This window comes from Burkholderia mayonis (genome assembly GCF_001523745.2).
GTDB lineage: Bacteria > Pseudomonadota > Gammaproteobacteria > Burkholderiales > Burkholderiaceae > Burkholderia > Burkholderia mayonis.
In genome coordinates, this window is sequence record NZ_CP013386.1 from 473,564 (window position 1) to 496,455 (window position 22,892).

At 65.6% G+C, this 22,892-nt stretch carries 20 protein-coding genes; 9 read left to right on the forward strand and 11 right to left on the reverse strand.

What is annotated here, in order from left to right:
• Window positions 1–3 precede the first annotated feature (3 nt).
• Together WS70_RS31320 and WS70_RS02440 are read right to left on the reverse strand one after the other, a co-directional pair.
• Window positions 4–195 (reverse strand): hypothetical protein, encoded by a 192-nt coding sequence (locus WS70_RS31320; RefSeq protein ID WP_156438360.1) that lies wholly within the window; start codon window positions 193–195, stop codon window positions 4–6.
• A gap of 99 nt (window positions 196–294) precedes the next feature.
• On the reverse strand, window positions 295–1,146 hold the full coding sequence (locus WS70_RS02440) for a M15 family metallopeptidase (RefSeq protein ID WP_059473111.1): 852 nt from the start codon (window positions 1,144–1,146) through the stop codon (window positions 295–297).
• Window positions 1,147–1,271: 125 nt separating this feature from the next.
• Between WS70_RS02440 and WS70_RS02445 the strand changes: the two genes are divergently transcribed.
• Window positions 1,272–2,234 (forward strand): hypothetical protein, encoded by a 963-nt coding sequence (locus WS70_RS02445; RefSeq protein WP_059598330.1) that lies wholly within the window; start codon window positions 1,272–1,274, stop codon window positions 2,232–2,234.
• A gap of 197 nt (window positions 2,235–2,431) precedes the next feature.
• Here the strand turns inward: WS70_RS02445 and WS70_RS02450 are convergent, their stop codons facing one another.
• From WS70_RS02450 to WS70_RS31325, 6 genes are all read right to left on the reverse strand, one after another.
• Window positions 2,432–3,880, reverse strand: coding sequence for a TolC family protein (locus WS70_RS02450; protein WP_059598329.1), 1,449 nt, complete (start codon window positions 3,878–3,880; stop codon window positions 2,432–2,434).
• Window positions 3,877–6,078 carry a peptidase domain-containing ABC transporter gene (locus WS70_RS02455; protein ID WP_059598328.1) on the reverse strand — a complete coding sequence of 734 codons (2,202 nt, stop codon included), beginning with the start codon at window positions 6,076–6,078 and terminating at the stop codon, window positions 3,877–3,879. The genes WS70_RS02450 and WS70_RS02455 overlap by 4 nt, the downstream gene beginning before the upstream one ends.
• 15 nt (window positions 6,079–6,093) lie before the next feature.
• Entirely contained in the window at window positions 6,094–7,362 is a 1,269-nt protein-coding gene (locus WS70_RS02460) for an HlyD family secretion protein (RefSeq protein ID WP_059598327.1), read from the reverse strand.
• A 635-nt stretch (window positions 7,363–7,997) separates the two neighbouring features.
• Window positions 7,998–8,228 carry a hypothetical protein gene (locus tag WS70_RS02465; RefSeq protein WP_059473116.1) on the reverse strand — a complete coding sequence of 77 codons (231 nt, stop codon included), beginning with the start codon at window positions 8,226–8,228 and terminating at the stop codon, window positions 7,998–8,000.
• A gap of 104 nt (window positions 8,229–8,332) precedes the next feature.
• Window positions 8,333–8,569 carry a hypothetical protein gene (locus tag WS70_RS02470; protein WP_059473117.1) on the reverse strand — a complete coding sequence of 79 codons (237 nt, stop codon included), beginning with the start codon at window positions 8,567–8,569 and terminating at the stop codon, window positions 8,333–8,335.
• Between the two features lie 76 nt (window positions 8,570–8,645).
• On the reverse strand, window positions 8,646–8,816 hold the full coding sequence (locus WS70_RS31325) for a hypothetical protein (RefSeq protein WP_159082855.1): 171 nt from the start codon (window positions 8,814–8,816) through the stop codon (window positions 8,646–8,648).
• Between the two features lie 19 nt (window positions 8,817–8,835).
• Between WS70_RS31325 and WS70_RS31330 the strand changes: the two genes are divergently transcribed.
• The gene (locus tag WS70_RS31330; protein ID WP_159082856.1) at window positions 8,836–9,012 is read left to right on the forward strand and encodes a hypothetical protein; all 177 of its coding nucleotides are present in this window, start codon (window positions 8,836–8,838) and stop codon (window positions 9,010–9,012) included.
• A 526-nt stretch (window positions 9,013–9,538) separates the two neighbouring features.
• Here the strand turns inward: WS70_RS31330 and WS70_RS02480 are convergent.
• On the reverse strand, window positions 9,539–11,698 hold the full coding sequence (locus tag WS70_RS02480; RefSeq protein ID WP_059598326.1) for a M1 family metallopeptidase: 2,160 nt from the start codon (window positions 11,696–11,698) through the stop codon (window positions 9,539–9,541).
• Window positions 11,699–12,310: 612 nt separating this feature from the next.
• Between WS70_RS02480 and WS70_RS02485 the strand changes: the two genes are divergently transcribed.
• The 4 genes from WS70_RS02485 to WS70_RS02505 all read left to right on the forward strand — a co-directional run bounded on the left by WS70_RS02485 (window position 12,311) and on the right by WS70_RS02505 (window position 16,903).
• On the forward strand, window positions 12,311–12,817 hold the full coding sequence (locus WS70_RS02485; protein ID WP_059598325.1) for an LEA/WHy family protein: 507 nt from the start codon (window positions 12,311–12,313) through the stop codon (window positions 12,815–12,817).
• A 396-nt stretch (window positions 12,818–13,213) separates the two neighbouring features.
• On the forward strand, window positions 13,214–14,332 hold the full coding sequence (locus tag WS70_RS02490) for an acyltransferase family protein (protein ID WP_059598324.1): 1,119 nt from the start codon (window positions 13,214–13,216) through the stop codon (window positions 14,330–14,332).
• Window positions 14,333–14,740: 408 nt separating this feature from the next.
• Complete coding sequence (locus tag WS70_RS02500) at window positions 14,741–15,877, forward strand: methyltransferase (RefSeq protein ID WP_059470010.1); 1,137 nt, start codon at window positions 14,741–14,743, stop codon at window positions 15,875–15,877.
• Window positions 15,878–16,009: 132 nt separating this feature from the next.
• Complete coding sequence (locus tag WS70_RS02505; protein WP_059470009.1) at window positions 16,010–16,903, forward strand: class I SAM-dependent methyltransferase; 894 nt, start codon at window positions 16,010–16,012, stop codon at window positions 16,901–16,903.
• Window positions 16,904–16,972: 69 nt separating this feature from the next.
• On the opposite strand, the gene WS70_RS02510 is transcribed toward WS70_RS02505, so the two are convergent.
• Both WS70_RS02510 and WS70_RS02515 read right to left on the reverse strand, forming a co-directional pair.
• Window positions 16,973–17,554: a DUF1415 domain-containing protein gene (locus WS70_RS02510; RefSeq protein WP_059598323.1), complete on the reverse strand. Its 582-nt coding sequence runs from the start codon at window positions 17,552–17,554 to the stop codon at window positions 16,973–16,975.
• Between the two features lie 395 nt (window positions 17,555–17,949).
• Window positions 17,950–18,579 carry a TetR/AcrR family transcriptional regulator gene (locus WS70_RS02515; protein ID WP_059470007.1) on the reverse strand — a complete coding sequence of 210 codons (630 nt, stop codon included), beginning with the start codon at window positions 18,577–18,579 and terminating at the stop codon, window positions 17,950–17,952.
• 161 nt (window positions 18,580–18,740) lie between these two features.
• On the opposite strand from WS70_RS02515, the gene WS70_RS02520 reads away from it, so the two are divergent.
• From WS70_RS02520 to WS70_RS02530, 3 genes are all read left to right on the forward strand, one after another.
• Entirely contained in the window at window positions 18,741–20,024 is a 1,284-nt protein-coding gene (locus WS70_RS02520) for an MFS transporter (RefSeq protein WP_059470006.1), read from the forward strand.
• Window positions 20,025–20,511: 487 nt separating this feature from the next.
• A complete protein-coding gene (locus tag WS70_RS02525; protein ID WP_059598322.1) occupies window positions 20,512–21,117 on the forward strand; it encodes a nitroreductase family protein in 606 nt (201 codons plus the stop codon).
• Window positions 21,118–21,545: 428 nt separating this feature from the next.
• Window positions 21,546–22,805 (forward strand): Hsp70 family protein, encoded by a 1,260-nt coding sequence (locus tag WS70_RS02530; RefSeq protein ID WP_059470004.1) that lies wholly within the window; start codon window positions 21,546–21,548, stop codon window positions 22,803–22,805.
• Window positions 22,806–22,892: the final 87 nt, after the last annotated feature.

Sequence of the window (22,892 nt, forward strand, 5' to 3'; positions counted from 1 at the left end):
CGTTCAGGTTCCGGTGCGATTCAATAAGGCGAATTGAGCGGCGGCGCGATGCGCGCGTGCCGTGCCGACAAGCGTGACGGCATCGGGTGACGTCACGTTGTCGTGAATGCATCTAGGGAGAAGAAGGGCCGCCTCGGCGGAGCGGGCGGCGGCGCGCTCGCGCGCAATGCGTTCATCGACGGGCGGGCGGCGCATCGCGCCAGCCGGCGCGCGCCGATCGAATGATTGCCGGATTGTGTTCCCGTCGCGATGTTTGGTTGGCCCATGCCGCCCTCATTATTTCCTACTCGTCCTTTATCGAGCGGACGAGCGCCCCAGCTTGAAGCCGGGCTTATGGTATTCGACGTGTCCGAGGTCCATCAATTTCCATCGGCCACCCCAGGTCAAGCCGACCTCTTCGGCGACTTGTCCGTACAACTGATAGCCTCGCATGGCCCACGGATCTTTTTCCGAGATGACGAGCTTGCCGTCGCGCAGGAATGCGTTGTCAGCCGCCAGTCCGTATTGGTGATAGCTCTGGAACGCCGCCGCATTGGTGACGTTGCCGCCCATTTGCGCCAATCGGTTTTGTCGCTCGGGGCTGCGATAGCCTTCGAGCAACGCCATTTCATAGCCGTATCGCTCGTGCATGATCTTGTAGACGAGCAACAGGCGCGTTCTGAAATCGGTATCGAGCAAATTCCAATCGCGGCTTGCGTCCTTCAGCGCGGGCCGAACCTGCTCGACCTCGCGGGTGGCGAAGACTTCGGGCGGCAGCGGCAACGGCGGAACGAGCTGCTCGCCTTTTAAAAGTGCGGCAATTTTCTCGTCCGGCGCGCGTAGTGTGTCGTCGTATTGGAATAGTTGCCGACCGCGTAACGCGATAGCGATCAATGGAGGCGTCGCAAGAATACCTGTCGTGGTCGCAATCAGCAAGCGCCGCCGCACTAGTAAATTTTGCATGTCGCTTAAAGTCGAGCGCGACATTTTTGCCGATTGCGCGAGACGCTCGCGCGCAAGGGCGGCGCGATCGGTGGCGCGCCGGCTGATTCGGCCATGGAATTGGGCGACAGAATCGAATACCGTCGCACGCACTGCCGGTAATAACAGCAGCGCAGCAGCGAGGACGGCGATGGCGAAATATGCGACTAGAACGACGGCAATCAAAGAAAACCCCGGAATATGGAATCGATTGTAATTTGCAATGCTTGATCTTAGAATCAGGCCTGCTTCCGCGTAGGCCGGGACAATATTATTGCGGCGAATTAAACCAGGATTCAACGAGACACTGAATGAGCGCGCCGGACGATTCGAATTCGAAAGCCCCGCCTAGCCTGCTTTCTTCCCATGCCGGCAAAGAAAGCGGCGCGAACAACTCGCGTATTCTCGCGAATCTTGAAGGCCGCGTCTCCCCCCAACCCGAAAATGCACCGCGTTCGCGCAAGGGGCCGCTCGCGCTCGTCGCGCTCGCCGTCGTCGCGGTAGCCGGGTGGGGCGCATGGCGATTGCAGCAGCCTTCCGCCGAACATGCCGAAGTCGCGGCCGCCGCATCGGCGCCGGCCGTCGCCGCGGCGCCCGCGAGCAACGCCGTGCCGGCGAGCGCGGCGCAGATCGCGCAGGCATCGGCGCCACAGCCCGCGACGATCGTGAACGACGACAGCGTCGCGAGCGATGCGAAGCCGGCTGCGGCGTCGGCCGGCGGCGAGAGCCGCTTGTCGCGCGCGCTCGCGAACGGCGCATCCGACGTTTCGCCGACCGAGGCCGCGGCCGGAGCGACCGTTGCCGCGGCCGCGGTCGCCGCAGCGAAGCCGGCGAAGCGCGCGGAGAAGGGCGCGACGAAGAGCGTCGCCGCGAAGCAGGATGCGGCGCATGCGAAAACGGAAGCCGCGGCGCGCAAGCGTCACGACAAGACGCAGGCCACCGAAACCGCGCAGGCGAAGAAGCGCCGCGAAACCGGCGCGAAGAAGAACGGCAAGGACGATCCGGACGCCGATCTGCTCGTCGCGCTCGTCGCGCGGACGAAGCCGGCGAATCCTGCCGATGCGGCGAAGACGAACGCGAATACGGCGAATACTTCGAATACGGCGTCGAAGAAGGCTGCGGCGGCGGCCGATACGTCGCTTGCCGCGCGCGTGAAGGAATGCGGCGAGCGCGGCTTCTTCGAGGATCAACTGTGCCGCTGGCGCGTGTGCGAAAACCACTGGGGCAAGGATCCGGCGTGCCCGACGTCCGCGACGCAGAACCGTCAGCCGTGACGCACGCGTGGCGTCCGGCATGCGCGCGGTGACGCGAATGTCAACGCACCACGCTTTAGCTCGGAGCCTCTCCTCGATTTTTGTTCGCTTTCCGTTGCCGACGTCGAATCGCGGTGCATGTCGCCGCGTTTGGCGATTGCTTCATTGCTTCGTCATCCCGAGCATGAATGCGACGCTGTCGCCGCGTCGACGTGCCTTCAACGCACCGACCACAACCCGATGCTGCCGAGGCTCGCCGCGAGCTTGAGCCGCGCGGTGCGCCATTTCGATACCGCCTGCACACGCTGCTTCTGCGCGTCGGCGAGCGCCGTCTGCGCGTTCAGCAGCTCAGTGAACGTGCCGACGCCCGCCTTGTATCGACCGCGCGCGATGTCGAGCGAGCGCTGCGCGTCGCCGAGCAGATCTTTCGAGTTGTCGAGATTCGCGGTGTCCGTCTGCAGGCTCTGATAGCTCTTCCATACGTCGAGCGACACGTTCAGCTCGGTGTTCTGCACGTCCGCTTCCTGCGCGTCGGCTTGCGCCTGCGCGGCCGCGACACGGTAGCCGGACGCGAAGCCTTCGAAGAGCGGGATCGTCACCTGGACGCCGATCATGCTGCCGTGGCTCGCGGTGGTCTGGATGCCGAACTGTTGCTGATACGACGGGCTGTTGCGGTTGAGGCTACCCGTCAGCGAAATGGTCGGACGCCCTTGCGCGCGTACCGCGTCGACGTTCGCACGCGCGGCGTCGAGCTTCGCGCGCGCGGCGACGAGCTTCGGATGCTGCCGCTTCGCTTCGTCGATCAATTGCGCGATGCCTTCCGCGAATGCGTTGCGATCGACAGTGGGCTCGGCGGGAGCGATTTGCAGCGGCGTGTTCGCGTCGAGCCCCATCGCGACTGCGAGCGTACCGGTTGCATTCTGCACGTCGCCTTCGGCGCTCACGCGATCGAGCACCGCGCGGCGGTAGCTCGTCTGCGCCTGCAATTGGTCGCTCAGCGTGCCCGCGCCCGCATCGTGCTTCGCCTTGGCTTCGGTGAGGCTGTCCTGCGCGGCGCGTTCGATGGTGCGCGTCGCGTCGACCGCCGCCTGCGCGTCGCGCAGGTTGTAATACGCTTGCGCGGCGTTGAAGAGGATTGTCTGAAGCGTGTCGTCCTGCGTCGCGTTGGCGGCGGCAAGGAGTTCGCGCGCCTGCCTGAGCGCCGCGCTGCGCTTGCCGAAATCGAACAGCACCCAGCTCAGGTTGAGCGCGCCGTAGCGACTCGTTTGGGTTTGCGATTGATTCAGCGTCACCGAGTTGATGCCGTCACTGACATCATAGGTCGTCGTTTGCCAGTTGCGCTGAATGCCGCCCGTCGCGTTGAGCGTCGGCATGTACGCGGCTTCGTTCACGCCGACCTGCGCCGCCTGCGCGCGCGCGTTCGCCCACGCCTGCCGCGCCTGCGGGTTTGCGCAGATCGCTTGAAGGATCGCGTCTTCGAGTGCGATCGGATGGCTCGCGAGCTCCGGCTGGCATGTCGCGTTCTTCAATAGCGGTGCGGCAGGCGTCGCGGACACATTCTTTCGGGTTCCGTAGATATCGAGCCATTGCGCATGGGCGGCGTGCGACGCGAAAAGCGCGAGCGCGCCGGCGGCGGCGAGCGTACGTGCGGACTTCATCGCGCTCACCGTCCCGCGACCGGATGCGCGGCCGCCGCAGGAGCGGTTGCGGCTGCGGTGGCTGCCGGCTTCGGCGCCACGGCGAGCTCGGCGGTCGGCTTGTCGAGCGCGACCTTGCCCGCGTCGAGCATGATCACGCGCGACGCGGACGCGATCGTTTCCGGACGGTGCGCGACGATCACGCGCGTCATCTTCAGCGCGCCGACCGCGGCGTTCACCTGACGTTCGCGTTGCAGGTCGAGGTGGCTCGTCGCCTCGTCGAGCACGAGGATCTTCGGCCGCTTGTAGAGCGCGCGCGCGAGCAGCACGCGCTGTTTCTGTCCGCCCGACAGCACCGTGCCCATGTCGCCGACGAGCGTGTTGTAGCCCATTGGCATCGCGACGATGTCCGCATGCACGGCCGCGAGATGCGCGCATTCGGCGACCCACTTCGGATCGGCGTCCGGATCGAAGAAGCTGATGTTGTCGGCGATCGAGCCGGCGAACAGCACGTCGTCCTGAAGCACGGTGCCGACGAGCGAACGCAGCCGGTCGAGGCCGAGGCGCTCGACGTCGACGCCGCCGATCTTGATCGCGCCGCTCGTCGGCTCGAGGATGCCGAGCAGCACGTTGACGAGCGTCGTCTTGCCGCAGCCCGACGGTCCGATCAGCGCGACCGACTCGCCCGGCTCGATCTTCAGCGACACGCCGTCGAGCACGGTCGGTTCGCCTTCGGCGTAGCGGAACACGAGATTGTTGGCCTCGATGCCCGCGGAGAGATTTTCCGCTTCGCCCGGCACGTGCCGCGCGCCGGCGTCGGATTCGCCCTGCGCGAACACGATGTCGGCGAGCCGTTCGCCCTGCAACTGCAGCATCTTCACCTCGAAGAACTTGTCGATCAGGCTGCCGACTCGGCTGTCGAACTGCCCCTTGTATGCGTTGAATGCCATCAGCACGCCGACGGTGAATTCGCCGTCCATCACGAGACGCGCGCCGAGCCAGATGATGACAAGCCCTTCGAGGCCGAACAGCAGGCCGTTCAATTGCTGATACAGGAGCTGCAGCTTCTGCACGTGCAGGCCGGCGTTGATCTGCTCGACGAGCAGCGTGAGCCAGCTCGAGCGGCGTTCGCTCTGGCGGTTGAACAGCTTGATGGTCTTCACGCCGCGCACAGTTTCGAGGAAGTGGCTCTGCTGCTTCGCGGTGTGGATGATCTGGTCTTCCGCCGCGCGCCGCAGCGGCCGATACCAGAGCCAGCGCAGCAGTGCGTAGAGGGCCATCGTGCCGAGCGCGACGAATGCGAGCGTGCGGCTGTAGACGAACATCATCGCCAGCGTGACGATCGTCATCAGCCCGTCGATCACCGCGGACAGGAACGACGTCGTCAGCGTTTGCTGGATCGTGTCGATCGAACCGAAGCGCGACACGACGTCACCGAGATGGCGCCGCTCGAAATACTGGACGGGCAGGTTCAGCAGATGCGTGAACACGTTCGCGCGCCATTGCACGTTAAGCGTCGTGCCGAGATACATCAGCGCCCATGCGCGGATCGCGCTCGTCGCCTGCTGCATCAGCAGCAGCAGGCCGAAGCCGAGCGCGAGCACGGTCAGCAGATCGCGATCCGCGCTGACGATCACTTCGTCGATCACCCATTGCAGGAAGAATGGAGAGACGAGCGTGAACACTTCGAGCGCGATCGCGAGCACGAGGATCTGGCCGAGCGAGCGCGACAGCCCGGACACGGGGCCGAGCAGCTGACGCAGCTTCACGGCGGGCGACGCCACGCGCGGCTTGAAGCTGCCTGTCGGCCACAGTTCGAGCGCGACGCCCGTAAACGAACGGGATAATTCGTCGAGCGACAGCTTGCGCACGCCTTGCGCAGGATCGTGAATCGTCGCACTCCTGCCGTTGACTTCCTTCAGCACGACGAAGTGGTTGAAGTTCCAGTGCAGCACGCATGGCACGCGCAGCTGGCCGAGCTGATCGAGATCGAGCTTCAGTGCGCGCGTGCCGAGATCGAGGCGCTGCGCGATCTCGATCACGCGGCCGAGGCCCGCGCCTTTCAGCGATACCGGAAAGCGGCTGCGCATCGTCGCGAGGTCGACGTGATGGCCGTGAAAGCCCGCAACCATTGCGAGGCAGGCAAGGCCGCATTCGGCGGCTTCGGTTTGCAGGATCATCGGCAGCTTGCTGCCGATGCCGAACGAGAGACGATCGAGGAGTGACATAGGCTGGTGACCGCGTCAGAGTTTGCCCGTCAGGCTGTAAAGAGGTTCGAGCACCCACTCGTACAGGCGGCGGCGCTCCTGCAGGACGTCGGCCTGCAACGCCATGCCAGCCTGGAGCGGCTGTGCCTTGCCGTAGGCCGTCACGCTTTGCGACTTCAGCGCGACCGTGATCCGGTAGTACGTGCCGCTCGCCGTTTGCGCGGCGGGGCCGCCGCTCGTCGCGAGCTCGGCCGCCGACAATGCGGTGCGCGCGATCGACACGACGCTCGCTTCGTACTGGCCGAACTTCTGATACGGATACGCCTGATAGCGGACGAGCACGCGATCGCCGATGTGAATGAAGCCGACCGCGGCGCTCGGCACGAACAGATACGCCTGCCAGTGCGCACCTGTCGGTACGATGCTCGCGAGCGGATGCGATGTGTCGGCCGTCTGGCCCGGCTCGGCGATCACCGCGGTCGCGGTGCCGGTTTCCGGTGCGGTGATGACGAACTCGCGCTTCGCCTCGCTTTCGATCAGCGTGCGATCGACGTCGATCACGCTGCGGTCGATTTGTGACAACTGGTTCTGCTGCTTGAGCGACAACCCCGACAGATCGTTGAGCGCTTCCTTCAGCGCTTGCGTGGCGCCGGCGCGATCGCGCATCAGGCTGTTCAGCTTCGAGCGCTGATCGAGCAGGTCGGCCTGGCGCTGCTGCGCCTGATCCTTCGAGATGTAGTCCTGCGCGAGCAGGCCGGCGTAGCGCGATGCCGCATCGGCCGCGATCGACGTGCGCGTGCGCTGCGCGGCGATCTGATCGTCGATGCCCGCGAGCTCCGCGCGCAGGCTCGCGATCTTCGATTGCAGCGTGTCTCGCTCGTCCTGTTGCAGCGTCCTGGTCTTGTCGAGCTCCTGCTGCAGCGATGTCTTGCGTTGCTGCGCCTGCTCGATGAGCGCCGCCTGCGTCTGTCCCGCGGCCGCGCTTTGGAGATCGGTGGACACCGTATAGAGCACCTGTCCGCGCGTGACGTGCTGTCCTTCGACGACGTTCTTTTTCAGCACGACACCCGTCTGCTGCGCATAGACCTTGACGAGGCCCGTATCCGGCGTGAGCACACCGTCGACCGTCGTGCGTCGGGTATAAGTACCGAACGTGAACAGCAGGATCACGCCGAGCGCCATGCTCGCGGCTGCGCCAGCCAGCACGGCGAACGACACCGGACGGATCAGCACGATCTCGCCCAGCGTCTGCGTGCGCTGCGCTTCCTGCGCGGCCGTTCGAAAGAGTGGAGTATTGGGCGTCATGGATGGACTGCCGAAAGTAGCGTGTATGTCGTCGCGGAGTCGCGTTGCGATGGCGTCAGGCCGTTCGAGCGTCGCCGCGAGCGAACGTGCGCATCGCGTCGACAGGGCGGTCACTGCGCATAGTGGCTTCGATTCGTGCTCGAGTCGGTTCGTGCATGTCTAGCTCGTCATGGATGTCGTGACGATGTCCCGGCGAACGAAGCAGCAATGCGATGCGGCGCTCGGCGTTTCATCGACGAATCGTTCGCGGCGGCCGCTCGCTGAAGATCGCGGCGGTCCTGGCCTCGGATGCGGACGATTCGATTCTCGTTGGCGTCGCATCAGAACTTATCGGAGCCGGGCGAAACAGGAAAGCGCGTTGGTCTACGTTTTGACGATCTTTGATATCTTTCCCCCAATGCGCCGGATGATTCGAGTGGATAAACAATCGGCTTGGGGACGTTGAGTGCGGCTGCCGTCCATGTCGGATCGCGCGCGCGTTGCGTAAGGCGTTTCGCGTCGGACAGGAAGTGGGATCATTCGATTCGCGTGCCCGGCGACGGGGCCGGGCACGCAGTCAGCATGACTAACCAAGCTGCCGACGCCGGAGGATCGTTCGACGTCGATGCTTCGAGAGTCGTCGCGTCGAAACGCGATTAATTGCCCGTCAGCACACCCTGGATGATGCCGACCGTGCTGGTGAGTGCGCCGGCGATGCCGTCGACCGCATGCGTGAGGATCGCGCCCGCGGAGTCGGTGAGGTTGCCGCCGAAGTTGTAGGCAGACTGACCGAGCAGCAGCACTTCGTTGCCGATTGCGCCGACCAGGTTGGTCAGGAGCGAAGCGCCGCCGACCATGGCGATTTCTTGATGATTGAGTTCTTGCATAGTGAATCTCCGAATGATGTGCAGGTGGCTGGAAAATCCATCGAGCGGTCGAGACAAGGAGAGAGGAGTCCGTCGGCGCTCAATCGATCATCGATGTGCCGTTGTTACGCGGTCGGGCCCGTGAAGATGCTCGCGATGTTGCCGAGCGTGCCGCCGACGAGCGTTTCGCCGATTTGAACCACACCCGTCGCGAAGCCGACGAGGTCGCCCGTCAGGTTCGCGCCGAGATCGTACAGCGCGCCGCCGTAAGCGCCGATCAGGCCCGTGAGGCCGCCGATCAGGCCGCCGCCAACCGTTGCGCCGCCGACGAGATCGATCTCTTGTTGGTTGAGTTCTTGCATTGCCTTTCTCCAATTAACTGCCAGATGGCCCATCTGGCGGGGTAGATCTGCGACGCCGTTGACGAAGCGCAGCAAATCAATCCGGTCCACGGCGATCGTTCGTCGCGACGAGCGGATCGATGCGTCGTGCGCCGATCCGTTCGCGACGCCCGATGGCCGCGTCGTCCTTGTGTCCGGTGCATCGCCGTTCCAGGTCGCGATGCGAGGACGCCTGATCCACGCTGTCTTCCCCTGCCTTCGTCATCAATCGGCCCTCGAACTTTCTCTTGGATGAATGGCAACGTTCGTCCGTCGTCGAGCATGGCGACTCGATCATCGACGAACGGCCCCGAGCCGGAGGCAACGCGCATCGACCGGTTGCGCAGGTTCAGCAAATTCGTTACGACTGGCGGCATGTTGCGATGCTCGCGTTGTCGTGGGGCAATTATCAAAGGTCGGATTGAACTGTTAAGTTCGGTAGCGTACTCATCATCACGGTGCAGCCCGTCGATTTAATCGACGTTTAAACGACGTTGAAAAGAATCATGATCTAGTTCTAACGATCGACCGATTCTTGATTAGAAGTGGATGAAATTCGCATTGATGTGATATACGCGCGATACGTGTGGCCGCATCGTCGCGTGTCGCCCGCTGTGGCGCATGCGTAGAGGATTCGTTCGATTGAAGCCGCGACGTTGTCGAGTCGATTCGCGCAGTTGACCGTGCAATTGTCAAATTTTTGACAATTCCGATCGTCCATCTACCGTTCGCGTGCAGTCGAATGGCGACATGTTCGAATGAACTCCGTGTTGGTTTTGTTTGGATATGCCGTTCGAACGTCGATATCGACGAAGTGGCGTAGGCAAAAAAACGGGCCTCCGATCGGAGGCCCGAATGACGCGCGTTGCATCGTGTGTTGCTGTTTCGCGGTTTCCGCCGCCGCGCGATGCACGGCGACGGATGACGCGGGCAGCGACGTTCGCGAACGGCTTATTGCGTCCGTTGTTCGCGCGGCGTGAACTTGCCTTGGTAGCGCAGCGCCGGACGTTCCTTCACCGTCTCGAAGATCGACGGCACTTGACGCAGCTTCATCGCGGCCGGCGAGTTGATCGACGAGATGCTCGTCTCGCGCGATGGCGGCGCGAGGTTCGAGCTGACGAGCAGCGAGGCTTCGTTCTTCAGGTTCGAGAGCAGTACCGGGTCGGTCGACGCGTTGACCTGCGTGAGGAGCGCGCTCCATGCGGCATCGCCGTAGTTCGTCACGTAGTAGTCGAACCCGCTCGGATTGGCGATGACGGCCGAGCAGCCGTCGAGGCGGATCTGCGTCTGCGTGTCCTTCAGCGCGAGCGTCTTGCGGTTGACGAGGCCGTCGCCGTAAGCAAGCGTCACCGGAATCGTCCATTGCGAGCCCGGATACTTGTTCTTGTTCGGGAACGGCGACTGCTTGAGCGTGACGACGTTCTGGTTCTTCGTCAGGTCGCACTGCGTGTCGAGCGACAGGAGCGGTACGCCCGTCTGGCGCACGAAGCTGTCGCCGATCGGCCCGATCTGCTGGCCGCTCGCGGCGGAGAGCGCATCCCACAGACGCTTCGGCGTGCCGTTGCCGAACGCGTAGTCGGTCAGGTACTGCCGCAGGCCCTTGCGCAGCGTCTCTTCGCCAAGATAGCCCTCGAGCATCTTCAGTACGTGTCCGCCCTTGTTATAGGTGAATGCGCTCGCGCTCAGCACGAAGTCGTTCGACGCCCAGCCGTTGAAGTTCGGCTGCACCGGGAACGCATCCGGGCCGATGTCCTTGTTGATCACGCGATACTTGGACTTGATGTGGTCGAGCCAGTTGAATTCGTCCGGGAAGAACAGGATCGTCGTCTTCGTCTCGAAGAACCGCGCGAACGATTCGTTCAGCCAAACGTCGTCCCACCAGTCGGTCGTCACGAGATCGCCGAACCATTGATGCGCGACTTCGTGCGTGAGCACCTGGTTGCCGTAGCGCGACATCGGCTGGCCCGGTTCGGGCAGGATGTCGTCGGCAAACTCGAGAATCGAGCCCCAGTTCTCCATACCGCCGAAGTTCAGGCCTTTCTGATCCTTGAACGCATCGTTCGCGGCAACCGTGTCGAACTTGGTGAGCGGCAGCGTGATGCCGGTGTAGCGATAGTAGTAATCGAGCGCCTGCTTCGTGCGCTGCATGGCGGGCTTCGCCCAGTCGCGCATGCCGGGCGGCGTGAACACGCGCAGATGCAGGCCGCGACCGTCGGGCAGCGGGCTCGTGAAATCGTCTTCGAGCACGTCGAACAGGCCGCCGCCGAAGAAGAGCAGATACGACGGCATCGGCGGCGTCTTGTCGAACGACACCAGCTTGTAGCCGCCGCCGACGTTTACGGCAGGCTTCTCGGCCGCGTTCGACACGACGCGCCATGCCTGCGGCACTTCGGCCGTCACTTCATAGGTCGGGCGGAACGCGGGCTCGTCCCAGCCCGGGAACCACTGGCGCGACAGGTTCGTTTCGCCCTGCGTGAGGATCGCGCCGCTCGTCGTGCCGTCGGTGCTCTTCAGGTCCACGCGGAAGATCCCTTCGGCCGCCGAGCAGCCCGGATATGGATCATTGCCGCAACTGCCGCCCGTGCGATTGACGGGATCGTCGTACGACTTGAAGTTGATGATCCCTTGCCACTCCATGTGCAGCGAGTAGCTGCCCGGGGCGATCTGGCCGCTTGCGGGGCGCAGCTGATAGAAGTCGCCCTTGTCCTGCGGCGTGGCGATCAGTTGCACGTTGCCCGGCTGCAGCGTGATCTTGCCGTTCGCGAACTGGATCCGGTGGCCCGCGACGACGATTGCGTTGACGGGCTCGAGCACCTTGATCTCGACGTCCGCGCGGCCGTTGAACTGGTTGAGGGCCGCGTTCGGGCGGAACCAGAGCTTGTAGTTGACGGGGACGACGGTGTCGGGCATTTCGACGGGCTTCGTGCTTTTGTCGACGGCGGCTGCGGGCGCGGTCGCATTGCCGTTTGCGCTGTTGGCGCCGTTCGACGGGCTATGTGCGGCGCCGAGCGATACGGCCGAACTGTTGCCGCCGTCGTCGCCGCCGCAGGCGGCGAGCGTGAGCGCGCCTAGGAGGGACAGGTATCGCAATCTACGATTGTTTATCCACATACTGAACCTCGAATTGATAAGAAAATTGTCCGGTCCTGCATGAATTCGACGGGCGATAGTTCACCTTCACTGTCAATCGACAGTGAAATGAATTACCCGGTTATATTCGAAGGGATTGCTGGCTGCTTACGTGAAGATAATCATGGTTGGGTGCCCCCTTTTGATTCTGGTTTGTGGATGATGGCCGGGGCGCGGTGCGAAGCGCGCGCCGGCGGCTTTCGTTGCCCGTACGCTCTGGTGCGGCCCGGCGAAGCCCTTCCGTTCGCCTCCAGGGAAAACGTCAGATTCGTCAAGCAGCGTTAAGGAATGTCAGGTAATTCGAAAGATGACTCAATATACTTGATGGATTAACGTAAAGGAATCAAAAAAAATTTGATGAGATATCACTTCCCGATTCCTTCTTATAATTTTATTTCCGGAATGATTAATCCGGGAATGGTGCTAATTTAATATTCGTAGTGAGTGGCTGCAGGGAGCAGGAAGTCGACTTGCGAACTACGAAAGGCGGGCGTTGTGCGACAGACGCGGCGCGGGCGGTACGCGGTGTCGGCCGTCGCATCGGCGCTGGTTACAATGGCCGCTTCCATGTCTCGCTCGTGAGGGTCGTCGCCGATGCATGCCATGCACCGTTCCCGTTTCTTCGTTGGTCAATTGCTCGTCGCGCTCGCCGTGCTGCTCGCGCTCGGCGGGTGCGCGGCGTTGACGGCGCGCGATCCGGTGCGCGTGAGTGTCGTCGGCATCGAGCCGCTCGTCGGGCAGGGGCTCGAAATGCGCTTCGACGTGAAACTGCGGCTGCAGAATCCGAACGACGCGCCGATCGACTACGATGGCGTCGCGCTCGATCTCGAACTGAACGGCAGGCCGTTCGCGAGCGGCGTGAGCGACGCGCGGGGCACGGTGCCGCGCTTCGGCGAACAGGTGCTGAGCGTGCCCGTCACGGTGTCCGCGTTCTCGGCTGCGCGGCAGGCGTTCGGACTCGCGGACGTGACGGAATCGGGCAAGCTGCCTTACGTGCTGCGCGGCAAGCTTGCCGGCGGGATGTTCGGCAGCGTGCGCTTCACCGATTCCGGCACGCTCAGCTTGCCGGCGTCGCCGGGCGGTTATGGCGGCGGTTATTGAGTATGGGATGGGCGATTCGCGGGTGATCGGGCGCCCGTTATACGCCGGCCGGGCGTGACGCCTTCTGTCGCTTGACGTCGCTATGTCGCCGATGTCGCGGCAGGCGGCGCTCGCGCGTCGTCCCGACGGCGTTGCCCCGATTGATCGGCGTACGCTGCGCACCCGCGCGCGCCCTTTCGCGCAGGGCGCTTGCGTCTTCGGCCGCGCACCGCGCACCGTGCCGCTCGCAGATCGATCGCACCGGCCGGGCCGCTGCGTGCGGTGCCGCACGGAAAGCGCGCGCGCGGCGCGCTACGGTAGCGTGACGAGGCGGCGATGCCGCTCGACGCGCTTGCGCGTCGAGTTCGCGCGCGTCGCCGTTTCGCGCGCAGCGCCAGCCGTACGATCGATTCAGCCATGTCCGATTCCACCAGCCCGAGCCGTTTCGCGCACGTCGATGCGATGCGCGCCGTTGCCGTGCTGTTCGTCATGTGGACTCACTACGCGGAGTTGTTCGACAATCTCGCGGGCTCGCAGCATGTGCTCGATGCGCTGCAGCGCTCGGTGAATTTCGGTCGCATCGGCGTCGTCATTTTCTTTTGCATCAGCGGAATGCTGATTCCGACGAGCCTGCGCGGCGCGCCGTCGGAGGGCACGCGCCGCTTCGTCGTGCGTCGTTTTTTTCGGCTCTACCCGGCGTTCTGGCTGTCGCTGCCGCTCGGTTATCTCGTGTACTGGCTGTTGTTCGGGCTGCGAATGGATGCGGCCGGCCTGCTCTCGAACCTGACGATGATCCCGACTGTGTTCGGTCGAGATCCGGTGATGGGGCACTACTGGACGCTCGAAACCGAGCTGTACTTCTATGTGCTGTGCGTACTGCTGTTCAACATCGATGCGCTGCATCGGATGCGCGCCCTGTGCGCGGTCTGCGCGGGACTGTGCGTGCTCTTCGTCGTGACATCGGCGCTGCGGATCGTTCCGGCGGACGCGCTCGGCCAGTACAAGGGGATGCTCTATCACCTCGCGATCATGTTCTGGGGCGCGTGCTTCCGGCAGGCGTACGAGGCGCCGCTGAAGACGTTCGCGCCGATGCGCGGCCGCTTTCCGCTCACGTATCGCGCGGCGACGATCGCGCTCGGCGTGCTCATCGTCGCGATCTCGCTGCTGATGGCGGCCGCAAACTGGCGGCATCGCGATTTCGTGCATGTTTCCGCGTCGCTCGGCTACGTATTCGGCGTCGCGATTTTCGTTGCGCTCGCAACGGTATTGAAGATTCGTCTGCGGCTCTTCGCGTGGCTCGGCGAGATCAGTTACTCGATCTATCTGCTGCACGGCATTCCGCTGTATCTGTTGCTGTGGATGTGCGAGCGACACGGAATCACGGATCTGCCGCTCGGCGTCTACATGGCTCTGCCGGTTCTGCCGGCGATCGCGCTGTCGTGGGTGAGCTATCGGTTCTGCGAGGCGCCGTTCGTGCGCTTCGCGCACGCGTTGACGCCGAAGCGTCGCGTCGACGCAGCGACGGCGAAAGTCTGAAGCGCGGGGGGCGCTTGCGGCGGCGCACGGCGAGCGCTGAGCCTTGCGCGCCGGTCGTCGAGTGCCGCGTCGATCGGTTGGGGCGCGATGATGTTCCGCATTCTGCGTACGACAGCCGACGTCCGATGTTCGACGGCAGCGTGTCGCACATGTGGCGCATGTAGCGCATGTGGCACATGACGCACCGTGCGAGATTCGACTTACGGCGCGTGACCTTCGACGATCGACATTCGATACGCGCCGCCGCACGCGCAGCGCTGCTGCAGACCACATCGACCATCGGCACACAAAACCGCATGCGCCATCGTCGTGCGCCAAGCGCTTTTTTGCCGGCCGAGTGCAAAGCGCGGTACTGTGTCGTCCGCGGCGCGTCGCGCCGCCTGTCGACTCAACGATTCCCGATTCCTTGTGACTGCCTTTCCCGAATTCCATTGGACCGACGCCGACGGCGTCGAGCACGCCGTTCGCTGGCGCTCCGAAGCCGGCTCGCCGCCGCCGCGCCGCGCGGTCGTGGCCGACGACCGCACGACGGCCGACGCTGCGTACCGCCTCGCCTGCGAAGGGACAGCGCTCGTCTGGCAGGGCGACTTCCAGAATGCGCGCCAGCTGCTGCAGGCGCTCGCGCGCCGGATCGAGCGCAAGCCGAAGAAGACGAAGCCGGCCGCGACGCCCGTCGACGCGTTCAATCTCCACCGGATGGCGCAGGCGCAACGCGCACGCACGCTCGGGATGCTGCTTATTCCGCTCGAAGCCGACTATTCGATCGCGCTGCGCCGCGCGCCGGATCTGCGGGCTGCATGCGAAGAGGCGTACGGCGCGGGCGGCGAGCGTTCGATCGCGTCGCTGCGCGAGCTGCTCGGCATCGTCGGCGCGCACGAATGGCGCAAGAAGGGCGTGCCGCTCGCCGCGCTCGGCGGCGAGCGGATTCATCCGCACTACGGCGTGTTCTCGCCTGTGCGCGGCGAGTACGTGGATCTCGTCGCGCGTGCGCCGCTGCCGTCGACGTCGCTCGCGTTCGACATCGGCGTCGGCACCGGCGTGCTCGCCGTGGTGCTCGCGTCGCGCGGCGTCGAACGCATCGTCGCGACCGATCAGGACCCGCGTGCGCTCGCGTGCGCGGCGGAGAACGTCGCGCGGCTCGGCTACGCGTCGCAGGTCGAGATCGTCGAAGCCGATCTGTTTCCCGAAGGGCGCGCGCCGCTCATCGTCTGCAATCCGCCTTGGGTGCCCGCGCGGCCGAGCTCGCCGCTCGAATACGCGGTCTACGATCCGGACAGCCGGATGCTGAAGGGCTTTCTCGCGGGGCTCGCCGCGCATCTCGCGCCGGGCGGCGAGGGCTGGCTGATCCTGTCGGACTTCGCGGAGCATCTCGGCCTGCGCACGCGCGACGAATTGCGCGGCTGGATCGATGCGGCGGGCTTGACTGTCGTTGGCCGCGACGACGTGAAGCCCGTTCATCCGAAGGCGTCGGACCCCGCCGATCCGCTGCATCGCGCGCGGGCGGCCGAGACGACGTCGCTCTGGCGTCTCGCCGTACGCCGCTGAGCCGGCTCGCGTGACGCGGACCGGGGCGGCGCGCGCCGTTTTAGGTAAACTGTGACGCTTCCACGCACGCTTTGATGCCGCCCACCGCCGCCCGACGCTTGCTTCGAGCGGCCGCCGGCCTGCCTCCTCCCGATGTCGACCAAGACTTACGAAATCCGCCCGAACCAGTCGATCGAACTGCTGAAGGAACTGCACATCCTGACGCGCGACGGCAAGCTGAACCAGGACAGCCGCCGCAAGCTGAAGCAGGTGTATCACCTGTTCCAGTTCATCGAGCCGCTGCTCGCCGACGTCGCGGGGGACAAGGGGGGCGTGACGCTCGTCGATCACGGCGCGGGCAAGTCGTATCTCGGCTTCATTCTGTACGACCTGTTCTTCAAGGCGCGCCCGCTCGCCGGTTCGCACATCTACGGCATCGAAACGCGCGAGGAGCTCGTCGCGCGCTCGACCGGGCTTGCCGAGCGGCTCGGCTTCGGCGGGATGTCGTTCCTGAATCTGTCGGTTGCCGATTCGATCGCGTCGCCGCGACTGCCGGATACGGTCGACGTCGTCACCGCGCTGCACGCGTGCGACACCGCGACCGACGACGCGATCCGCTTCGCGCTCGCGAAGCGCGCGCGGTACATCGTGCTCGTGCCATGCTGCCAGGCGGAGGTCGCGGGCGTGCTGCGCAAGAACAAGGGGAAGTCGCTCGCGAATGCGCTGACCGAAGTGTGGCGGCATCCGCTGCACACGCGTGAGTTCGGCAGTCAGATCACCAACGTGCTGCGCTGCCTGCAGCTCGAGGCGCACGGCTATCAGGTGAACGTGACGGAGCTCGTCGGATGGGAGCATTCGATGAAGAACGAGCTCATCATCGCCCAATACAAGAACCTGCCGCGGCGCAAGCCGAGCGAGCGGCTCAACGAGATCCTCGACATGTTCGGGCTCGCGGAGCTGCACGAACGCTTCTTCGCGCCTGCCGCGCAACCGGCCGATGCCGCGCAGGCCGAATCGGCCGCCGCCGAGTTTGAGCCGCGGGCATGACTTGCGGCGCGTGACGCGCCGCATGCGGTGTTCGGTGCGAAATCGCTTCGCGTGTCGCGCCGCTTCGCGCTATTTCGCGTCTTCTTCGTCCTCGCCGCGCTGCGCGATCCAGTCGCGCCAGCCCGCATGGCCGAGGCGCCGCAGCGTCGCTTGATTGCGTTCGTAGATGTCGGCCGCGTCCGGGAACGCGTCGACGGCCCGCTCGATGCTCGCTTCGCGCAGCAAGTGCAGGATCGGATACGGCGCGCGGTTCGTGTAGTTTTCAATGTCGTCGGACTCGGTGCCGTCGAACTGATAGTGCGGATGGAAGCTCGCGATCTGCAACGTGCCTTCGAGCCCCAGTTGCTGCAAGAGGCGATCGGCGAACCAGAGCGCGTCGTTGTAGTCGAGGAAATCGCCGAACGTGTTCGGGAAGATCAGCAGCGTCGTGTCGATTTCGTCCGGATCGGCGGCTTCGAGGCGCCGCAGCTCGCGCTCGAGATCGGTCAGCGCCGCTTCCAGCGACGTCGCGCGGCTGATCGCGTAGCGGATCTGACGCTTCACGTGGACGCTCTTCGCGAACGGGCACAGGTTGAGCCCGATCACCGCACGCGTCAGCCAGTGGCGCGTGGCGGCGAGGATCTCTGCATCGGACGGAAAGACTTCGGTCATGGCGGGCAACGGCGTGGCGGTCAAGCCGCGATTGTAGCGGGCGGGGGCGGGGCGGCATGCGTCGGCGCGTCGCGCTTCGGATGCGGCGCTTGGTCGGCGTGGTCACGGCTGGCTTGCGCCGATGTGTGCCCGACGCTGGCGAGCGCGCGGCGATATGGCGGGGCAATGTTGCGGCGTGCGGCTTTTTTGCGACCCCGGCGGCAAGCGCATGACGCGGCGATTTCCGCCGTTACGGCGGTCGGCCAATCAGCTGATCCGGGAATCCGGGAATCGGCAATTCGACCAATCAGCGTATCGACCATTCGGCAATTCGACCAATCGACCAATCGGCGAATCGGCGAATCCACCGTCACACCTCGCGCCGCTTTGGCAGTCGCGCATTTGCCGGCATCGCATCACGCGCACGCCGCGTCGATCAATTGCCGCGCGACGCGCGGCGCGCAGCCGATCGGGGACGCGCCCGGCCGATATGTCTGACTCGCCGCGTAAATTCCTTCGATCAGCAGGGCGAGCGCGTCGGCGAGCGCCTGCGGCTCGCGCGCGCCCGCCGCTTCCGATAGCGCGACGAGCCGCGTCATCAGCCGATCCTTGTTGTCGGCGACCGCGAGCCGCACCGGATGATCGAGTTCCGAAAACTCGGTCGCGACGTTGACGAACGGACAGCCGCGATAGCCGGGTTGCGTCGCGCGCTGCGCGAGGTCGTCGAAATACTGGACGAGTTGCGCCTTCGGATCGCCCGGATGCTTGGCGGCGCTCGTGTCGAAGCGCTCGAAGAAGCACGCGTCCATTCGGTCGAGATACGCGAGCACGAGCTCGTCCTTCGACGCGAACTGCCGGTACAGGCTCATCTTGTTGACGCCCGCGCGTTCGACGACCGCGTCGACGCCCACCGCGCGAATCCCCTCCTGATAGAAGAGCTCTTCCGCCGCGCGCAGCAGATGCTGCTGTGCTTCAGCGCCCGCGATCTGGGTGCTGCGCGGCCGGCGGCCGGCCGGCTTGGCGGCTTTGGCGACGGTGGTGACCATGCTCGATCCCGACTACGAAAAATTGACTGCTTGACATGTTACCGATCGGTCACTAGGATCGCAACCAAATTGTGACTGATTGGTAACAAAGGTCGGCGCATCTTCCCTCAACCTCCGGTGTGTCGACGCGATCGGCGCGGCCGGTGTCAGGAGTGATCCGAATGAATTGGGCGGCAAAGAGGATAGGCGGGCGTTTCCATTACGGCTGGCTCGCGGCGGCGGTGGTGTTCCTGATCCTTCTCGCGGCGGCGGGCACGCGCGCGACGCCGAGCGTGCTGATGGTGCCGCTCGAGCACGAATTCGGCTGGAGCCGCGCGGCGATCTCGCTCGCGATTTCGGTGAACATCGCGCTGTACGGGCTCACCGGGCCGTTCGCGGCGGCGGCCATGCAGCGCTTCGGCGTACGTCCGACGATCCTCGCCGCGCTCGGCGTGATGGGCGCGGGCGTCGCGCTGTCGTCGATGATGACGGCGACGTGGCAGATGGTGCTGATCTGGGGCGTGATGGTCGGCGGCGCGACGGGCGTCGCGGCGCTCACGCTGTCGGCGACGTTCGTGACCCGCTGGTTCGTCGCGCGGCGCGGCCTCGTGATGGGACTCTTGACCGCGAGCTCCGCGACGGGCCAGCTCGTGTTTCTGCCGATGCTCGCGGCGATCGCGCAGCGCCACGGCTGGCGGCCCGTCGTGCTGACAGTCGCGGTGGCGGTGGCGATCGCGGTGCCGCTCGTCGCGCTGCTGCTGCCGGAGCGGCCATCCGACGTCGGGCTGCGCCCGTACGGCGAGCCCGCCGACGCGCCGCGCACGGACGATGGCGCGAGGCGCAACCCGATCGCGGTCGCGTTCGGTACGCTCGCGATGGCGTCGAAGACGCGCGATTTCTGGCTATTGTTCATGAGCTTCTTCATCTGCGGCGCGAGCACGAACGGCTACGTCGGCACGCACCTGATTGCGATGTGCAGCGATTACGGGATGACGGAAGTGCAGGGTGCGTCGCTGCTCGCCGCGATGGGCGTGTTCGACCTGATCGGCACGACGATGTCCGGCTGGCTGTCCGACCGCTACGACAGCCGCGTGCTGCTGTTTTGGTATTACGGGCTGCGCGGGTTGTCGCTGATCTATCTGCCGCATGCATTCGGCATCGACTTCTTCGGGCTGCCGCTCTTCGCGGTGTTCTACGGGCTCGACTGGATCGCGACCGTGCCGCCCACCGTGCGCCTCGCGACCGACGCGTATGGCAAGGACGCGGCGCCCGTGGTGTTCGGCTGGATCGTCGCGGGCCACCAGCTCGGCGCGGCGTTCGCGGCGCTCGGCGCCGGCATGTTGCGCGCGAGCCTCGGCACGTACACGGTCGCGTCGATGATCTCTGGCGGGCTGTGCATTGTCGGCGCGCTGATCGTGCTGCGGATCAATCGCGGGACGGCGAGGGTGTCGGCGAGCGCGGCCTGAGCGGATCGAGCGGATCGAGCGCGCCGCGCTCGGGAGACGCGCGGCGCAACCGCGGGCGGCCGGTGAAGGGCGGGCCGTGGGCGACGGGTGATGAAAAGCAAAGGGGCGGCGGAGAGTGGGGAGCCATAGTCGGAAAGCCGTAGGCGAAGGGCAAAGGCTCGGCGCTCGATTGTGCCGCCTGCCTCGGCTTCGACCGACCGGTCCGCCTTGAAAGCGCGGCGATTGCCCGCAGTGTGCGACCAGATCGCCGATCGCCGGTGATCTGGCGGCGACCCGGCGACCCGGCGACCCGGCGACCCGGCGACCCGGCGACCCGGCGACCCGGCCACCCGGCCACCCGCCACCCGCCATCCGCCATCCGCCATCCCTTTGCGCCGCCGCCAATTTGCATTCGCGAGCGCAGTCCGGCAAGTTCCGCGACAAGCGGTTATGCTGGCGTTTCTTTTCCGGGCAACCGAGCCCTTTTTTCAAATTGGTGAGGAAACGCATGTCCGTCAAACCCGCTCCCACTTCCGTCTCGATTCACGAGCTGATCGCCGGCCGCTGGAGTCCGCGCGCGTATTCGAGCGAACCAGTCGGTGCCGATCATCTGCATGCGGTGCTCGAAGCGGCGCGCTGGGCGCCGTCCGCGTACAACGCGCAGCCGTGGCGCTTCATCGTGTTCGACCGCAGCAAGGACGAGGTCGCGTTCAAGCGCGCATTCTCGACGCTCGTGCCGTTCAACCAGGGCTGGAACGCGCCCGCGCCGGTGCTGATCGCGGTGACCGCGCACACGCTGACGTCGAAGGGCGAGCCGAGCACGACGGCGTTCTACGACGCCGGCGCGGCCGCGATGTCGCTCGTGCTGCAGGCGCACGCGCTCGGCCTCGCCGCGCACCAGATGAGCGGCTTCGACGCGAAGGCGTTCCGCGACGCGTTCGCGATCCCGGCCGACGTCGAGCCGCTCGCGATCATCTCGATCGGCCACTACGGCGACGCCGACAAGCTCGATCCGGTGCTGCGCGAGCGCGAGCGCGCGCCGCGCACGCGTCATCCGCTCGGCGAGGTCGTCTACGCGGACGCGTGGCAAAAGCCGTTCTCGTCGGCGGCGTGACGCAACGCAGCGCGCATGCGGCGCGCGCGGCGAGTCGATCGGTCGGGCCGCCCGCGCGCAGGTGTCGCCGATGCGGATTCGCCGCGCCGGCGCCGGCCGGATCGGCGGCGAGCGCGCGGCCGCCGATGCCGAATCGATGGGCCCGGTGACGCCGCCATCGGTCGAGGCGGTGACATAGCGCGTGCCGCCGCCGCTCGACGATATCGGCGGAACATCATCAAGCAAAAGCCTGGTCGACCGCGACGGTCGGCTATCGCGCCCGGCATGCCGGGCCGGCGCGGAGTGTCCACGCTCGGAGCTCCCCGGCCCGCGTCGTCCGCGTCGGACGCTTCCGTCCGCATCCGTCCGCGCCCCGGTTGTGACGCCGGGCGGTTTCGTGATAAAAAGCCGGTCCTTCCGTTTTCGCGCCGCCATCCGGCGCCCGCCCCATGACCTACTGCGCGATCGACTTCGGCACGTCCAATTCCGCAGTCGCGTTGCCACGCGGCGGCGGCGCGCCCGGCATGCGGCTCGCTCCCGTCGAGCGCGAGCACCTGACGCTGCCCACCGCCATCTTCTTCAACACCGACGAGGGCGCCCGCGAATACGGCCGCTCGGCGCTCGCGTCGTACATCGACGGCTTCGACGGCCGCCTGATGCGCTCGATGAAGAGTATTCTCGGCTCGCCGCTCGCGGAAACCACGACCGATCTTGGCGACGGCTCCGCGATCGCGTACACCGACATCATCGCGCTCTTCCTGATGCATCTGAAGCAGAAGGCCGAGGCGTGCGCGGGCGGCGCGATCGGCCGCGCGGTGCTCGGCCGCCCGGTGTTCTTCGTCGATGACGATCCGCGCGCCGACCGCCTCGCGCAGCAGCAGCTCGAAGCGGCCGCGCACGCGGTAGGGCTGACCGAAGTGCAATTCCAGTACGAGCCGATCGCCGCCGCGTTCGACTACGAGTCGCGGCAGGACGCCGAACGGCTCGTGCTCGTCGCGGACATCGGCGGTGGCACGTCGGACTTCTCGCTCGTGCGGGTCGGCCCCGACCGGATGCGCCGGCTCGAGCGCAAGGACGACGTGCTCGCGCACCACGGCGTACACGTCGCGGGCACCGATTATGACCGGCGCGTCGAGCTGTCGGCGGTGCTGTCCGCGTTTGGCTACCGTGCGTTCGATCCGGAGGGCCGCGAACTGCCGAATCGGATCTATTTCGATCTCGCGACCTGGCACCTGATCAATACCGTCTACACGCCGAAGCGGATCGGCGAGCTCAAGCTGATGAAGCACTTGTATACGGATGTCCGCCATTTCGAGCGACTGCTGCGCGTCGTCGAGCAGCGGCTCGGCCACGCGCTCGCCGCGCGGGCGGAAGAGGCGAAGATCGGCGTGTCGGCGGGGGGCGAGACGATGATCGATTTGAACGACGTCGAGGAGGATCTGCAGATCGCGTTCGACGCGCACCAACTGATCGACGCGAGCCGCGACGAGACTGCGCGGATCGTCGACGCCGCCCGCGAGACGGTGCGACTCGCGGGGATCGCGCCGCACGACGTCGGCGCGCTGTATTTCACGGGCGGCTCGACGGGACTCGCGTTCCTGTCGGGCGCGCTCGCGGCGGCGTTCCAGGATGCGCAGCCGGTGTACGGCGATCGCCTTGCGAGCGTCGCGACGGGCCTCGGCATCCATGCGCAGCGCGTGTACGGCTGACGGACGGCGCGCGGGCGGCCCGCCAGCACCCATGCTGGGGATCGCCCGATTCACCGAAAACAAAAAACCCCGCCGAAGCGGGGCTTT

Coding starts and splice junctions, on each gene's coding strand:
- WS70_RS02520 (WP_059470006.1), top strand. CDS start 18,741: ATGAATTGGGCGGCAAAGAGGATAGGCGGGCGTTTCCATTACGGCTGG.
- WS70_RS02455 (WP_059598328.1), bottom strand. CDS start 6,078: ATGTCACTCCTCGATCGTCTCTCGTTCGGCATCGGCAGCAAGCTGCCG.
- WS70_RS02525 (WP_059598322.1), top strand. CDS start 20,512: ATGTCCGTCAAACCCGCTCCCACTTCCGTCTCGATTCACGAGCTGATC.
- WS70_RS02465 (WP_059473116.1), bottom strand. CDS start 8,228: ATGCAAGAACTCAATCATCAAGAAATCGCCATGGTCGGCGGCGCTTCG.
- WS70_RS02530 (WP_059470004.1), top strand. CDS start 21,546: ATGACCTACTGCGCGATCGACTTCGGCACGTCCAATTCCGCAGTCGCG.
- WS70_RS02445 (WP_059598330.1), top strand. CDS start 1,272: ATGAGCGCGCCGGACGATTCGAATTCGAAAGCCCCGCCTAGCCTGCTT.
- WS70_RS02470 (WP_059473117.1), bottom strand. CDS start 8,569: ATGCAAGAACTCAACCAACAAGAGATCGATCTCGTCGGCGGCGCAACG.
- WS70_RS02505 (WP_059470009.1), top strand. CDS start 16,010: ATGTCGACCAAGACTTACGAAATCCGCCCGAACCAGTCGATCGAACTG.
- WS70_RS02485 (WP_059598325.1), top strand. CDS start 12,311: ATGCATGCCATGCACCGTTCCCGTTTCTTCGTTGGTCAATTGCTCGTC.
- WS70_RS02490 (WP_059598324.1), top strand. CDS start 13,214: ATGTCCGATTCCACCAGCCCGAGCCGTTTCGCGCACGTCGATGCGATG.
- WS70_RS02510 (WP_059598323.1), bottom strand. CDS start 17,554: ATGACCGAAGTCTTTCCGTCCGATGCAGAGATCCTCGCCGCCACGCGC.
- WS70_RS31320 (WP_156438360.1), bottom strand. CDS start 195: ATGCGCCGCCCGCCCGTCGATGAACGCATTGCGCGCGAGCGCGCCGCC.
- WS70_RS02515 (WP_059470007.1), bottom strand. CDS start 18,579: ATGGTCACCACCGTCGCCAAAGCCGCCAAGCCGGCCGGCCGCCGGCCG.
- WS70_RS02460 (WP_059598327.1), bottom strand. CDS start 7,362: ATGACGCCCAATACTCCACTCTTTCGAACGGCCGCGCAGGAAGCGCAG.
- WS70_RS02480 (WP_059598326.1), bottom strand. CDS start 11,698: ATGTGGATAAACAATCGTAGATTGCGATACCTGTCCCTCCTAGGCGCG.